This window comes from Vibrio superstes, assembly GCF_003569005.1.
Taxonomy (GTDB): domain Bacteria; phylum Pseudomonadota; class Gammaproteobacteria; order Enterobacterales; family Vibrionaceae; genus Vibrio; species Vibrio superstes.
In genome coordinates, this window is the sequence record NZ_BCUR01000004.1 from 464,077 (window position 1) to 478,653 (window position 14,577).

Here is a 14,577-nt window from a genome sequence, read left to right on the forward strand (position 1 = left end):
TGGAGTAGAGAAAAATGCCAAAACGTAATGACATTAAAAGCATTCTGATTCTAGGTGCTGGCCCGATCGTAATCGGTCAGGCGTGTGAGTTTGACTACTCTGGCGCACAAGCGTGTAAAGCACTTCGTGAAGAAGGCTATCGAGTAATCTTAGTTAACTCAAACCCAGCAACTATCATGACTGACCCGGACATGGCCGATGCAACATACATCGAACCAATCCAGTGGGAAGTAGTACGTAACATCATCGCTAAAGAGCGCCCAGATGCAGTCCTACCTACTATGGGTGGCCAGACCGCGCTTAACTGTGCACTAGACCTTGAAAAGCACGGCGTTCTTGAAGAGTTCGGTGTAGAGATGATTGGTGCAACGGCTGATGCGATTGATAAAGCAGAAGACCGCTCTCGCTTTGATAAAGCGATGAAATCAATCGGACTTGAGTGTCCAACTGCTGATACTGCAAAAACTATGGAAGAAGCTTACAAAGTTTTAGACATGGTTGGCTTCCCTTGTATCATTCGTCCATCGTTCACTATGGGCGGTACGGGTGGCGGTATCGCGTACAACAAAGAAGAATTTGAAGACATCTGTCGTCGTGGTTTGGACCTATCTCCGACTAACGAGCTTCTTATCGATGAATCTCTTATCGGTTGGAAAGAGTACGAGATGGAAGTGGTTCGCGACAAAGCGGATAACTGCATCATCGTGTGTGCGATTGAAAACTTTGACCCTATGGGTATCCACACCGGTGACTCAATCACAGTAGCACCAGCTCAGACCCTAACGGATAAAGAATACCAATTGATGCGTAATGCGTCTCTTGCAGTACTTCGTGAGATTGGTGTAGAGACAGGTGGCTCAAACGTACAGTTTGGTATCAACCCGAAAGATGGCCGTATGGTTATCATCGAGATGAACCCACGTGTATCTCGTTCTTCAGCTCTAGCTTCTAAAGCAACAGGTTTCCCAATCGCTAAGATTGCAGCGAAATTGGCTGTGGGTTATACCCTAGATGAGCTACAAAACGACATCACTGGCGGTGCAACGCCAGCATCATTCGAACCAACAATCGACTACGTAGTTACTAAGATTCCTCGCTTTAACTTCGAGAAATTTGCAGGTGCTAACGACCGTCTAACCACACAGATGAAGTCTGTTGGTGAAGTGATGGCTATCGGCCGTAACCAACAAGAATCTCTACAGAAAGCACTGCGTGGCCTAGAAGTTGGCGCGACGGGTTTTGATGAGATGGTTGACCTAGATGCACCTGATGCCCTGACTAAGATTCGTCATGAGCTGAAAGAAGCAGGCGCTGAGCGTATTTGGTATGTAGCGGATGCATTCCGTGCCGGTATGTCTGTAGATGGTGTATTTAACCTGACACAAATCGACCGTTGGTTCCTAGTTCAAATTGAAGACCTAGTAAACCTAGAGCAACAAGTTAAGGCAAACGGCTTTGCTGGTCTTAATAAAGATGCTCTAAACCAATTGAAGCGCAAAGGCTTTGCTGACGCTCGCCTATCTAAGCTTCTTGGTGTATCTGAAAGCGAGATTCGTCGCTTGCGCGACCAGTACGATATCCACCCTGTTTATAAGCGTGTTGATACCTGTGCTGCGGAGTTCTCATCTGATACTGCTTACATGTACTCATCTTACGATGACGAATGTGAAGCGAACCCAACAGACAAAGACAAGATCATGATCTTAGGTGGCGGTCCAAACCGTATCGGCCAAGGTATTGAATTTGATTACTGTTGTGTACACGCATCTCTAGCACTGCGTGAAGATGGTTATGAAACCATCATGGTTAACTGTAACCCAGAGACTGTTTCTACAGACTACGATACATCTGACCGTCTGTACTTCGAACCAGTAACTCTGGAAGACGTACTAGCAATCGCTCGTGTTGAGAAACCAAAAGGCGTTATCGTTCAGTACGGTGGTCAAACACCACTTAAACTGGCTCGTGCTCTTGAAGCTGCTGGCGTACCAATCATAGGTACTAGCCCAGACGCTATCGACCGCGCAGAAGACCGTGAGCGTTTCCAAGTTGCTGTAGACCGTCTAGGCCTACTTCAACCAGAGAATGCGACAGTAACAACCATGGAGCAAGCGGTAGAGAAATCTCGCGAAATCGGCTTCCCACTTGTTGTACGTCCTTCTTACGTACTAGGTGGTCGTGCGATGGAAATCGTATACGACGAGCAAGACCTACGTCGCTACTTCAACGAAGCAGTAAGCGTATCAAACGAATCCCCAGTACTACTTGATAGCTTCCTAGATGATGCTGTTGAAGTAGACGTGGATGCCATCTGTGATGGTGAGCGCGTTGTTATCGGCGGTATCATGGAGCACATCGAGCAAGCGGGTGTTCACTCTGGTGACTCAGCATGTTCTCTTCCTGCATACACGCTAAGCCAAGAAATCCAAGACGTAATGCGTGAGCAAGTTGAAAAGCTAGCGTTCGAGTTGGGTGTTCGCGGCCTTATGAACACGCAGTTTGCGGTTAAGAACAATGAAGTGTACCTAATCGAGGTTAACCCTCGTGCAGCACGTACCGTTCCATTCGTATCTAAAGCAACTGGCGCACCAATCGCTAAGATTGCAGCGCGTGTTATGGCGGGTCAATCTTTAGAGTCTCAAGGCTTTACTAAAGAAATCATCCCACCTTACTACTCAGTGAAGGAAGTGGTACTGCCATTCAACAAATTCCCTGGCGTTGACCCACTATTAGGCCCAGAAATGCGCTCTACTGGTGAGGTTATGGGTGTTGGTGCAACGTTTGCAGAGGCTTACGCTAAAGCTGAACTGGGTTGTGGCAATGTTTACCCTGAAGGTGGCCGTGCGCTTCTTTCTGTTCGTGAAGGTGACAAAGAGCGTGTCGTTGACCTAGCCTCTAAGCTAACTAAGCTTGGCTACCAATTAGACGCTACTCACGGCACTGCAGTGATCCTTGGTGAAGCTGGTATTAACCCGCGTCTAGTGAACAAGGTACACGAAGGCCGTCCTCATATTCTTGACCGTATCAAGAACAATGAGTACACCTACATCGTGAACACTGCAGCTGGCCGTCAAGCGATTGAAGACTCTAAGGTACTTCGTCGTGGCGCTCTAGCTGAGAAGGTGAACTACACTACAACGCTAAACGCAGCATTTGCTACTTGCATGGGTCACACTGCGGACGCTAAGACTAGCGTAACGTCAGTACAAGAACTGCATGCAAAGGTTAAATCTAGCCTAGCGTAACAACGATTTAAAAATAATAAATAGGCGGGGGTATAGCCTCCGCCATGACAACCTCATTTGCCCGCTTTATGCGGGCTTTTTTCTGTTTGTCGCTTGTTAATTGATGAATTTTTGGAATGAGTTGCTTGCGCAGAATTCGCTATTGTGACGTTAGTCACAATGATACTGTAGCGCCCTAACATTATCAGATGGTCCCCTATACATGGAAGTCAGCTTCGAGGTTCTTACATTTCTATTTTTTGTTGCCGGCATAGCGGGGTTTATCGATGCTATGGCAGGTGGTGGCGGACTTTTGACACTACCTGCTCTATTGGCAGCAGGTGTACCCCCAACGCAAGCCCTTGCCACGAATAAGCTTCAGAGCTCATTTGGCAGTTTCTCTGCCAGCTTTTATTTTGTTCGTAACGGTCTGGTTAACCTAAAAGAGATGCGCCTTGCGATTGGGTGTACCTTTGTTGGTGCGGCAATCGGCGCTGAAGCAGTACAGTATATTGATGCTAGTCTTCTAACCAGTCTTATCCCTGCGCTACTGATTTTGATTTCTCTGTACTTTTTATTGGCACCGCAGACGCGTGAATCTACCGGTAAGCAGACGATGTCTGAGGCGATGTTTGCCTTAATGATCGGCGGTGGCGTTGGCTTTTATGATGGTTTCTTCGGACCTGGCACAGGATCAATCTTTACGGTTTGCTTTGTGGCTATTGGGCACTTCTCATTAGTGGATGCGACCGCTAGAACCAAGGTATTGAACTTTACCTCAAATATTGCCGCGCTGACCTTCTTTATTTTAGCGGGTCTGCCTATTTGGGAAATAGGACTGGTTATGGCTGTTGGCGGATTTATCGGTGCTCGATTTGGCGCTAAGGTGGTGGTATCCAAGGGGCAAAAATGGATTCGCCCATTGGTGATCTTTATGTCAATGACGATGGCTCTGAAGCTGCTCTGGGAACAGCATCAGCAATGGTTTCAATCAGTGTTTTCACTCTTTCATTTTTAAGTGATTTGGCGCGAATACAAAGGTGAACAGGACGCACTAAAGACTGCAACTCTTCAAACTCGAATATATGTTGTGGGGCAATGTTGAGTGTCTTAATGATTGACTGAGGGATCAGAGCGGGAGCAAGTCCGCCCAGCGCAAGTCTAGCCGCCGCCGTATAAGAGTCCATTTCCATTAATGGGGATACCCCAAGTGCACTTAAATATTCCAATTGATAAGTATTGGCTGGGTTGATCAGATCGTTGCAGATAAGGCCTGTGGGCAAGTTAGTTAGATGATTACCACTGACTACAAAGAAAGGCTCATCAAATAGATGGAAGGTTTTTAAACCATGGCGCTTGGGCAGGTATCCTGCACACAAGCCTAATGTTGCTCTTCCTGACTGTACATTCTCTACGATTCTTGGGGTATGGTTGGTAGTGATAGATAGGGCTCTATCTACTGCCCTAAAGTACTCTATTTGAGTGGACAGGTAACCTGATAACAAGGTTTCTGAGCAGTCCATTTTGATGATGGCATCGGATGATAGGGTTTGCTCGTCACTGATTAGGCCTTGCAGCTCAATAAAAGTAGGGCCGACATTACGAATTAATGCCTCTGCCGCTGGTGTTAAGCGAATGAGTCTACCGTCGGGTTCAACCAACTTTTTGTCTAACTTCTTTTCAAGATTTGCGATGCGTTTACTTACGGCTGATTGGCTAATATAAAGCTGAGAGCCAGTGCGACTCATGGTTTTTTCTTTATTTAACACCAACAGTGTTTCGATACCTTCGAGTAGCATGCTTAGTCGTGAAAATGTGGAATAGATAGCTGACAGTGTAGTGCTGTCAGCCTTATGCTACAAGGTGTTATCGATTGAGGGCAAAGGTGGGCAAAGATAAATGCCAACGAATGGCGGCTAAGCGTATGGATAGGGTTACCGCGATACCACCTAACATGGCGCTGGTAGAGCTTAACCCAAGCATCAACAAACCTACGTGCATGCTTCCTCCAGCCATACAGGCTGTGGCGTAGACTTCACTACGAAGTACCATAGGGATTTCGCGAGCGAGAATATCACGCAAGATACCACCGCCACATCCCGTGAGTACGCCCATCATCACTGCAATTAAGTGAGAGTCTTGGTAGGTCAGTGCTTTTTCAACGCCAATGCCGACGAAAGCGGCTAAACCTATGGCATCACACACCGGGAGCAGGTACCAAGCCACGCGCTTGGGGCGTCGCACAATCAGCATGGTGATTAAGCTAGTGATTATAATCACCCAGATATAGCTGGTATCGCCGATCCAAAAGACCGGCGTTGCGCCAAGCATCATATCGCGGATAGTCCCGCCACCAATGGCGGTCACCGATGCCAGAACCATCACCCCAAAAGGGTCCATTCTTAATCGACCTGCTAGCAGTACTCCTGAAATCGCAAAGATCGCGGTACCAAACAGGTCGATAAAGTACAGCAGGCTCATTACGCAGCTTTAACCAATGACAACATGTTAAGAACCATCTCAGACGAGCTTTTTGCTGCTAGCGGTAAGAATTCTTCAAAGCTCATTGGTGACTCTTTGTCTGCTACATCAGAAATAGCGCGAACTACAACAAAGGGTACATCAAATTGGTGACAGGTCTGTGCAATCGCAGAGGCTTCCATTTCTACAGCAATAACAGAAGGGAAGTTTGTACGAATTCGTTGCTGGGCTTCAGCTGTGCAGACGAAGGTGTCGCCAGTACAAATTAGGCCATGAACCGCATGTTGGTCACTCATTTTATCCAGTGCAGATTGCGCTAGATTAATTAGGTTTTCATCCGCTTTAAATGCCGCAGGTTGGCTAGCCATTTGGCCAATTTCGTAACCAAACGCTGTGACATCGGCATCGTGGTGGCGAACCTCTGTGGAGATAATCACATCACCTAGGTTTAGTGTCGAATCGAAACCGCCCGCAGAGCCAGTATTGATGATGACGTCAGGTTGATGTTCACTGATCAGTAGCGTTGTACCTACTGCTGCCGCCACCTTACCGATGCCCGATTGAAGTAGAACGACTTCAACACCATCGATATCGCCAGAGAAGAAGGTACAGCCACCTTTTTTCTCTTCCTTCATTTGGTTGATAGATTGTTTTAGGATGGCAACTTCTTGTTCCATCGCGCCGATAATGCCGACTTTCATGAAAATCTCGCTCTGATCAATATAGCTATGTAGATAGAGCGAGATTGTAGCATAGGAGTATTAGGGAGGAGAGTTTTATACCCATCGAACTCAGTATTTTAATCCGCTATTGAGTTCGACGGGTATCAAATTAATCCTGCTTGTTTCAGCGCTTCACGAAGTGCGTCAGCACGCTTGCGGTTCACTCCAAAATCCGAGTGCCCAGTGCGAGATTCTGAGCGAACAATCAGCGTGTTACCATCGATTCGAAGCTCAAGATCATCCACAAAGCGGAATACTCGGCTGGTGTACTCGATCCGCAAATAGTCCTGATCTTTGTCTGCGGTCTTTGCGCGTCCTAGACTTAATGCCGCTTTTTCAATGTCGTCCAAGCTGGCATTTTGCGTTAGCGTAAAGGGCGCTAGTGTAAACTCCTCACGGCTATCTTGCGTTGATACACAATTGGGTTTGTCACCACAAGGCTGTGCACTTCGGTCTTGCATGGTTATCTCTCCATTACTGCAGCCAAGTAGCGTTGTTGCGACTAAGGCTAATGTGAATATTTTGAACATCTTATCTCTCTATATATCAAGGAAGTCGAGTATGCCATCGGCAGCCTTGCGACCTTCATCAATAGCCGTTACCACTAAATCAGACCCTCTTACGGCATCGCCACCAGAGAAGATCTTCTGGTTAGAGGTTTGAAAGGCAAACGCTTGTTCGGCAGGGGCTTTAATTCTTCCCCATTGGTCCAAATCAACACCATGAGGTGTTAACCAGTCCATAGCATGGGGTTGAAAACCAAAGGCCATAATCACTGCATCTGCCGCTAACACGTGTTCACTGCCAGCAACCTCGACAGGGCGGCGACGGCCTGCGTCATCGGGTTCACCAAGGGTGGTTTTTACTACTTTGACGCCTGTGACATTGCCATTGTCATCGACTTCAATTCCCAGTGGCTGCAAGTTAAACTGAAAATCAACGCCTTCTTCGCGCGCATTTTTCACTTCACGTCGTGAGCCAGGCATATTCTTTTCGTCACGGCGATAGGCACAAATAACGTTGCTGGCATTTTGACGAATGGAGGTGCGTACACAATCCATCGCCGTATCGCCACCACCAAGCACAACCACTCGCTTGTCTTGCATGCTGACAAGTGGGTGATTGTCCTCAAACCCCATAACGTCATAGGTGTTGGAGATCAAAAATGGCAGGGCATCATAAACGCCATTGGCATTCTCATTGTCCAAACCCGCTCGGATATTCTTATAAGTGCCAACACCTAAAAAGACAGCGTCATGTTTATTGATGAGCTCATCCATAGAGATGTCTTTGCCAACTTCTGTATTGAGCTGAAAATCAACGCCCATTTCAGTGAATATCTTGCGTCGGTTTTGCATCACTTCTTTTTCTAGCTTAAAGGAGGGGATGCCAAAGGTAAGAAGTCCGCCGATTTCAGGGTAGCGGTCATAAACGACAGCCTTAACGCCATTGCGAACCAAGATGTCTGCAGCCGCTAAGCCCGCTGGACCCGCACCTATGATGGCAACGGTCTTGTCTGTCCATTCGACATTCGACATATCGGGCTTCCAACCCATCTCAAAGGCTTTGTCGGTGATGTATTTTTCAATGTTGCCAATAGTGACCGCGCCAAATTCATCATTTAGGGTGCATGAGCCCTCGCATAGTCTATCTTGAGGGCAGACTCGTCCGCATACTTCAGGTAATGAGTTGGTTTGATGAGACAGCTCTGCTGCCTCAATGATGCGTCCTTCATTGGCTAGTTTTAGCCATTGAGGGATATAGTTGTGAACGGGGCATTTCCACTCACAATAGGGGTTACCACAATCTAGGCATCGATCCGCCTGTGCACTGGCTTGCTGCTTGGTAAAGGGTTCATAGATCTCCACAAACTCTATCTTGCGGATCTTCAATGGTTTCTTCGCCGGATCGACACGACTTACATCGATGAATTGATAAACATTCTGACTCATAACTCAGTATCCTTACTTCGAGCTCATTACTGAGCTTGAACCCTTAGTTCAGCGGCGCTACGGCTTTGGTGCCCTAGCAAGGTATTCAAATCTGCAGCCTTTGGTTTGATCAGGTAGAACCTTGGTATCCAATGATCGAAATTCCCCAAGATAGCCTCTGCATGAGAAGACGCCGTTTCTTCAAGATGCTCTGCAATTAAGCCTCGCAAGTGCTCTTGGTGAATAACCAAAGATTCAAGAGAGATAGCCTCTACAGACTCTTGGTTCACTCGACCTTGGAAGTCTTGGTTATGGTCAAATACGTAAGCGAAACCGCCCGTCATACCTGCGCCAAAGTTCACGCCAGTTGCCCCTAAAATGGCGACAATACCACCTGTCATATATTCGCAGGCATTGTCACCCGCCCCCTCGACCACCGCAATAGTGCCAGAGTTACGTACCGCAAATCGCTCTCCTGCTCGCCCTGCCGCAAACAACTTGCCACCCGTTGCACCGTACAAACAGGTGTTACCGATAATGGCCGCTTGCTGGCTTTCAAAGGCTGAACCTAAATGAGGTCGGATGGAGATCTTGCCTCCAGCCATGCCTTTACCCACGTAGTCGTTGGCATCGCCAGTGAGCTTAATGTTCACGCCTCCAGCATTCCAAACCCCCAGAGACTGTCCTGCTGTGCCATTTAGGTTTAAGCAAATAGGAGAGCCTGCGACGCCTGCATTACCATATCGCTTGGCAATCTCACCAGAAAGACGAGCGCCAATAGAGCGGTCGGTATTCTTCACGTCATAATAAAGATTCAACGGCGCTTTAGCTTCAACCGCTGCTAGTGCTTCTTCAACGATAGTTTGGTTGAGGAAGGCTTTATCAAACGGCTTGTTCGGTTCAGACCAGAATACAGGCGCACCCGTAGGAGAGATTGGAGTCTCAAGGATATCACTGAGATCAAGCTTACTTTGCTTAGCGGTAAAGCCTTCGACAACCTCAAGTAAGTCGGTGCGACCAATCAAATCTGTTAGCTTCTCTACGCCCAATTCGGCCAGATAACCTCGAACCTCTTCGGCAAGACCTGTGAAATAGTTGATGACCATTTCAGGTAAGCCTTTGAAGTATTCCTTACGCAGGGTTTCATCTTGAGTGGCTACGCCAGTAGCACAGTTGTTAAGGTGGCAAATTCTTAAAAATTTACAGCCCATTGCTACCATTGGCGCGGTGCCAAAGCCAAAGCTCTCAGCGCCCAATATTGCGCCTTTAATAACGTCTAACCCTGTTTTTAAGCCGCCATCTACTTGTAGGCGAATCTTGTGGCGAAGCCCATTTGCCACCAGTGCTTGTTGGGTTTCAGCAAGCCCTAATTCCCATGGGCTGCCAGCATATTTCACAGAGGTCAGAGGGCTAGCGGCCGTGCCTCCGTCGTATCCTGAGATAGTGATAAGGTCGGCATAAGCCTTAGCAACACCGGTAGCAATGGTGCCTACACCTGGTTCTGAAACCAACTTCACCGATACTAAGGCATTTGGATTGACCTGCTTAAGGTCAAAGATCAATTGCGCCAGATCCTCGATAGAATAAATGTCGTGGTGAGGAGGAGGAGAGATCAAGGTCACCCCTTGCACTGAATGCCTTAGCTTGGCGATTTCAGCGGTCACCTTATGACCTGGTAACTGACCCCCTTCGCCGGGTTTCGCCCCTTGCGCTACCTTGATCTGCAAAACATCAGCGTTGGTAAGGTAATGAGGGGTGACACCAAAGCGTCCTGAGGCGACCTGTTTAATGCGAGAATTGCGGTTGGTGCCAAAGCGACTTGGATCTTCGCCCCCTTCTCCAGAGTTGGAGTAGCCACCGAGATGGTTCATAGCCTGAGCCAGTGCTTGGTGAGCCTCAGGGCTAAGAGCGCCGATGGACATAGCTGCAGAGTCGAAGCGCTTGAACAGCTCTTTAGCGGGTTCAACTTGCTCATTGGCCAGTGGCTTTTGTGCTTTCTTTAGCTGCATTAAATCACGCAGAGTTGAGACTGGGCGCTGATTTACCTGATTGGCGTAGGTTTGATAATCTTGGTTTTCCCCTGTTTTTACTGCTGTTTGCAGTTGGCTAACGACGTCAGGGTTGTAGGTATGATATTCACCACCGTGCACATATTTTAGTAGACCACCATGTTCGATATCTTTACGTTTCGCCCACGCTTTTCGCGATAGATTAAACAGGTCTTGTTGGAAGTCATCGAAGTGAGCACCTTGAATACGGCTACTTACCCCTTTAAAGCACAGCTCAATGATGTCTTGATGCAGGCCAACGGCTTCAAATAGTTGTGAGCAGCGATAAGAGGCAATGGTCGAAATGCCCATCTTTGACATGATCTTAAACAGCCCTTTATCTATGCCCTTACGATAGTTCAGCATAACCTCGGCATACTGCTTATCGATGCCACCCTTATCTATTTGCTCTGCCAGTATTTCATAGGCGAGGTATGGGTAAACGGCTGTTGCACCAAAGCCAAATAGAACCGCAAACTGATGAGGGTCGCGGGCGGTGGCGGTTTTAACGATGATATTGGTATCACAACGTAATTGCGCTTCCACCAATCGGTTTTGTACTGCGCCCACTGCCATAGCAGCAGGAATAGGTAGCTTACCTTTTTCTAGGTTTCTATCGGATAACACCAGTAACACAGCGCCATCACGCACCGCTTGCTCCGAGGCATCACACAAGGCTCTAATGGCTTGCTCTAGAGAAAGATCAGCGGGTGAGTAGCATAGATTAAAGTACTGATGCTTATAATGTTTCTGATTCAGCTCTAGTAGTTGTTGCATGTCAGAGTAGAGCAACACAGGGGAATCAAAGGTGACTCGATACGCATGCCCATCCGTCTCGTTAAAGACATTCATCTCTTTACCGACACTTGTGGCAAGAGACATGACGTGTTTTTCACGTAATGGGTCTATTGGAGGGTTGGTGACCTGAGCAAATTTCTGTCTAAAATAATCGGTCACTAAGCGCTCGCGTGAAGAGAGCACCGCCATAGGCGTATCATCACCCATAGAGCCAACCGCCTCTTGGCCCATGTCACCGAGAACCTTAAGAACTTGCTCTCGCTCTTCTCGGCTGAAGGCGAATTGCTTTTGGTAGGTCTTAAGCTCGTCATTGCTCAGGCTACGCTGTCCGATTTCATCACTGCTCAATTCAGAGAAGGGGGTGAGCTTATGAACGTTATTCTCCATCCATTCACGATAAGGGTGACGACTCTTTAAGTCGTTATCGATTTCGTCGGAATGCCACAATTTGCCTTCTTTGGTATCGACAACCAGCAGTTCGCCAGGAGCAACTCGCCCCTTTTCAGACACCTCGTCAGGAGCGTAATCCCAGATCCCAACCTCTGAAGCTAGGGTGATCAGCTTGTCTTTAGTGATGACGTATCGCGCAGGGCGTAGGCCATTTCGATCCAAGTTACAGGCTGCGTAGCGTCCATTAGATAACACAATACCTGCTGGCCCATCCCAAGGTTCCATATGCTTAGAGTTGAAATCATAGAAAGCACGCAAGTCAGGATCCATATCTGGGTGATTTTGCCACGCGGGTGGCACGAGCATACGCATGGCCCTAAAGATATCCATGCCTCCAGCGAGGAAGAGATCAAGCATATTATCTAGGCTTGATGAATCAGAGCCTGTTTCATTGACAAATGGAGCGGCGGTTTGCAGATCGGGCAACAATGGAGAAGAAAATTTATACGCTCGAGCTTTCGCCCACTGTCTGTTTCCTTGAATGGTGTTGATCTCACCGTTATGAGCAAGGTAACGAAACGGCTGTGCCAGTGGCCAGCGAGGCTGAGTATTGGTGGAGAATCGCTGGTGGAATAAACAGATCGCAGACTCAAGGCGAAGATCTGCGAGATCAAGGTAGAAGCGCGGTAGATCCGCGGGCATGCACAGGCCTTTATAGACGATCACCTTAGTTGAAAGGCTACAGATATAGAAGTCTTGTTGCTCAGCGAGTACTTTCTCAATTCGACGTCGCGCTATGTATAGACGGCGCTCAATGTCTTTTTCACTCCAACCTGCGGGTGCAGAAACAAAGACTTGCTCAATAGAGGGCAGGGATTCTAATGCGATAGGACCTAGTACATCGCTGTTGGTTGGCACGTTTCGCCAGCCTTCGACTGATAGTGTCTCTTGTCCTAGTTCTGTATTGATGGCCGCTTTGCACTGCTGACTGATAACAGGGTCGCGACTTAAGAAGAACATGCCAACGGCATATTGTTTACCTAGGTTCCATTGCTGCTCTTGGGCAATCATACGGAAGTAAGAATCGGGTTTTTGCAGCAACAGTCCACAGCCATCTCCCGTTTTACCATCGGCGGCGATACCACCACGGTGAGTCATTCTATCCAGTGCTGATATAGCTGTGCGTACTAATTTATGACTTGCCTCGCCTTCCATATGGGCGATTAATCCAAATCCACAGTTGTCTCGTTCTAAGCTCGGATCATACAAAGCCATCGCATTACTCCTTTTGCTCATTGCCTTAGCAATGACATCTCCAATGAATATTTAGGCAGTTCAATGTCTAAAATATGTCACATTATGGATACATTTTTTTTGCATGGGTTTGACAAATTAAATCCAAAACGGAAAAAGGTCAAGGAGTGAGCGATGCAGTGAGGCAGTTTACGTGAGATATAAAAAAGGCCAGCGTTGTTACGGCTGGCCAAAGATTGAAATTTTTAACTGTCTAACTATTCAGCAAGCATTAAAGAATCAGCTTTAGCTTCAAGGTTAGAGTTTTGCATTAGGTATTTGTCGATTGCGATTGCGCTCTCGCGGCCTTCGTTGATACAACGAACAACTAAAGACTGTCCTGTGCGCATATCACCTGCAGCAAATACCCCTTTTTGGTTTGTTGCAAAGCCTTCGCTTGCGACATTGCCTCGATCATCCAGTTTAATGTCCAATTGAGCTAAAACGCCCGTTGGTTCTGGATGCAAGAAGCCCATTGCTAGGAACGCCAAATCACAAGGGATCACACGCTCACTGCCTGCCACTTCTTTAAATGATGGACGCTCACCAGGAGCTGCGTCTTGCCAAACGATATCAGCAATACGTAGACCGGTTACCTCACCCTTATCGTTGCCGATAAACTCTTTGGTTAGGATGTTCCAATGACGCTCACAGCCTTCTTCGTGAGAAGTGGTTGTTTTCATGATCATTGGGTATTGCGGCCATGGCATGTTAGCAGGGCGTTTCTCTGGTGGGAGTGGCATGATCTCAACCTGAGTGATGCTCGCCGCTTTATGGCGGTTAGAGGTACCGACACAGTCAGAGCCTGTATCACCACCACCGATAACGACAACATGTTTGCCTGCAGCGTGGATTTCTTCACCCTTTAGGTTCATATCGTTAGCGCGACGGTTGTTTTGACCCAAGAACTCCATAGCGAAATGAACACCTGATAGTTCGCGACCTGGGATCGGAAGATCACGCGGTACAGTCGAGCCACCGGTCAGCAACACAACGTCAAAGTCTTGGCGTAATTGCTGAGCGTTGATATCAACACCAATGTGAGCGTTCACTTCGAACTTCACACCAGCTTCAGCCATAAGGTTAATCTTACGGTCGATGATATCCATGCCTAGTTTAAAGTCAGGGATACCAAAACGCAGTAGACCACCTACTTTCTCATCACGTTCAAATACCGTCACGCAGTGACCAGCACTGTTTAGCTGCTCAGCCGCGGATAGGCCAGCAGGACCACTACCAATGATTGCAACGCTCTTGCCTGTGCGAGCACGAGGCTTCTTAGGCTTGGCATAGCCTTCTTTGTAGGCACGCTCAACAATCGTCTTCTCTATGTTACAGATAGTAATAGGGTCTTGGTTGATCCCTAATACACACGCTGTTTCACATGGAGACGGACAGACTCGCCCCGTAAACTCTGGGAAGTTGTTGGTAGAGCTTAGAATGTTCCAAGCCTCTTCCCAGCTGTCACGGTAAACTGCATCGTTGAACTCAGGGATGATGTTACCGATTGGACAACCGCTGTGGCAGAAAGGTACGCCACAGTCCATACAACGTGATGCCTGAGTATTGATCTTTTCACCGAACTCTTCGTTGAGTACAAACTCTTTGTTGTCCTCGATACGAACAGATGGGTCGCGTTTTTGTGGAAGCTCGCGACCGTGCTCCATAAATCCAGTAGGCTTACCCATGA

At 47.7% G+C, this 14,577-nt stretch carries 9 protein-coding genes; 2 read left to right on the forward strand and 7 right to left on the reverse strand.

What is annotated here, in order from left to right; genetic code table 11:
- The first annotated feature begins 14 nt into the window (after nucleotides 1-14).
- Nucleotides 15-3,245 (forward strand): carbamoyl-phosphate synthase large subunit, encoded by a 3,231-nt coding sequence (carB, locus tag D5I41_RS10170; protein ID WP_119009700.1) that lies wholly within the window; start codon nucleotides 15-17, stop codon nucleotides 3,243-3,245.
- Between the two features lie 202 nt (nucleotides 3,246-3,447).
- Nucleotides 3,448-4,242, forward strand: a complete 795-nt coding sequence (locus tag D5I41_RS10175; RefSeq protein WP_119009701.1) for a TSUP family transporter — start codon at nucleotides 3,448-3,450, stop codon at nucleotides 4,240-4,242.
- On the opposite strand, the gene D5I41_RS10180 is transcribed toward D5I41_RS10175, so the two are convergent.
- The 7 genes from D5I41_RS10180 to D5I41_RS10210 all read right to left on the reverse strand — a co-directional run bounded on the left by D5I41_RS10180 (nucleotide 4,157) and on the right by D5I41_RS10210 (nucleotide 14,575).
- Nucleotides 4,157-5,023: a LysR family transcriptional regulator gene (locus tag D5I41_RS10180; protein ID WP_119009702.1), complete on the reverse strand. Its 867-nt coding sequence runs from the start codon at nucleotides 5,021-5,023 to the stop codon at nucleotides 4,157-4,159. The genes D5I41_RS10175 and D5I41_RS10180 overlap by 86 nt on opposite strands.
- A gap of 67 nt (nucleotides 5,024-5,090) precedes the next feature.
- Entirely contained in the window at nucleotides 5,091-5,705 is a 615-nt protein-coding gene (locus D5I41_RS10185) for a trimeric intracellular cation channel family protein (RefSeq protein ID WP_017243583.1), read from the reverse strand.
- Nucleotides 5,705-6,406 (reverse strand): 5'-methylthioadenosine/S-adenosylhomocysteine nucleosidase, encoded by a 702-nt coding sequence (gene mtnN, locus D5I41_RS10190; RefSeq protein WP_119009703.1) that lies wholly within the window; start codon nucleotides 6,404-6,406, stop codon nucleotides 5,705-5,707. Before mtnN ends, D5I41_RS10185 begins: the two co-directional genes overlap by 1 nt.
- A gap of 125 nt (nucleotides 6,407-6,531) precedes the next feature.
- Nucleotides 6,532-6,957 (reverse strand): DUF1499 domain-containing protein, encoded by a 426-nt coding sequence (locus D5I41_RS10195; RefSeq protein ID WP_119009704.1) that lies wholly within the window; start codon nucleotides 6,955-6,957, stop codon nucleotides 6,532-6,534.
- A 9-nt stretch (nucleotides 6,958-6,966) separates the two neighbouring features.
- On the reverse strand, nucleotides 6,967-8,379 hold the full coding sequence (locus D5I41_RS10200; protein WP_119009705.1) for an FAD-dependent oxidoreductase: 1,413 nt from the start codon (nucleotides 8,377-8,379) through the stop codon (nucleotides 6,967-6,969).
- Nucleotides 8,380-8,405: 26 nt separating this feature from the next.
- Nucleotides 8,406-12,869, reverse strand: coding sequence for a glutamate synthase large subunit (gltB, locus tag D5I41_RS10205; protein ID WP_119009706.1), 4,464 nt, complete (start codon nucleotides 12,867-12,869; stop codon nucleotides 8,406-8,408).
- 236 nt (nucleotides 12,870-13,105) lie between these two features.
- Nucleotides 13,106-14,575 carry a glutamate synthase subunit beta gene (locus tag D5I41_RS10210; RefSeq protein ID WP_119009707.1) on the reverse strand — a complete coding sequence of 490 codons (1,470 nt, stop codon included), beginning with the start codon at nucleotides 14,573-14,575 and terminating at the stop codon, nucleotides 13,106-13,108.
- Nucleotides 14,576-14,577: the final 2 nt, after the last annotated feature.

Excerpts from the sequence above, each read along its gene's own strand:
- carB (WP_119009700.1), top strand. The coding sequence starts at position 15 with ATGCCAAAACGTAATGACATTAAAAGCATTCTGATTCTAGGTGCTGGC.
- D5I41_RS10175 (WP_119009701.1), top strand. The coding sequence starts at position 3,448 with ATGGAAGTCAGCTTCGAGGTTCTTACATTTCTATTTTTTGTTGCCGGC.
- D5I41_RS10180 (WP_119009702.1), bottom strand. The coding sequence starts at position 5,023 with ATGCTACTCGAAGGTATCGAAACACTGTTGGTGTTAAATAAAGAAAAA.
- D5I41_RS10185 (WP_017243583.1), bottom strand. The coding sequence starts at position 5,705 with ATGAGCCTGCTGTACTTTATCGACCTGTTTGGTACCGCGATCTTTGCG.
- mtnN (WP_119009703.1), bottom strand. The coding sequence starts at position 6,406 with ATGAAAGTCGGCATTATCGGCGCGATGGAACAAGAAGTTGCCATCCTA.
- D5I41_RS10195 (WP_119009704.1), bottom strand. The coding sequence starts at position 6,957 with ATGTTCAAAATATTCACATTAGCCTTAGTCGCAACAACGCTACTTGGC.
- D5I41_RS10200 (WP_119009705.1), bottom strand. The coding sequence starts at position 8,379 with ATGAGTCAGAATGTTTATCAATTCATCGATGTAAGTCGTGTCGATCCG.
- gltB (WP_119009706.1), bottom strand. The coding sequence starts at position 12,869 with ATGGCTTTGTATGATCCGAGCTTAGAACGAGACAACTGTGGATTTGGA.
- D5I41_RS10210 (WP_119009707.1), bottom strand. The coding sequence starts at position 14,575 with ATGGGTAAGCCTACTGGATTTATGGAGCACGGTCGCGAGCTTCCACAA.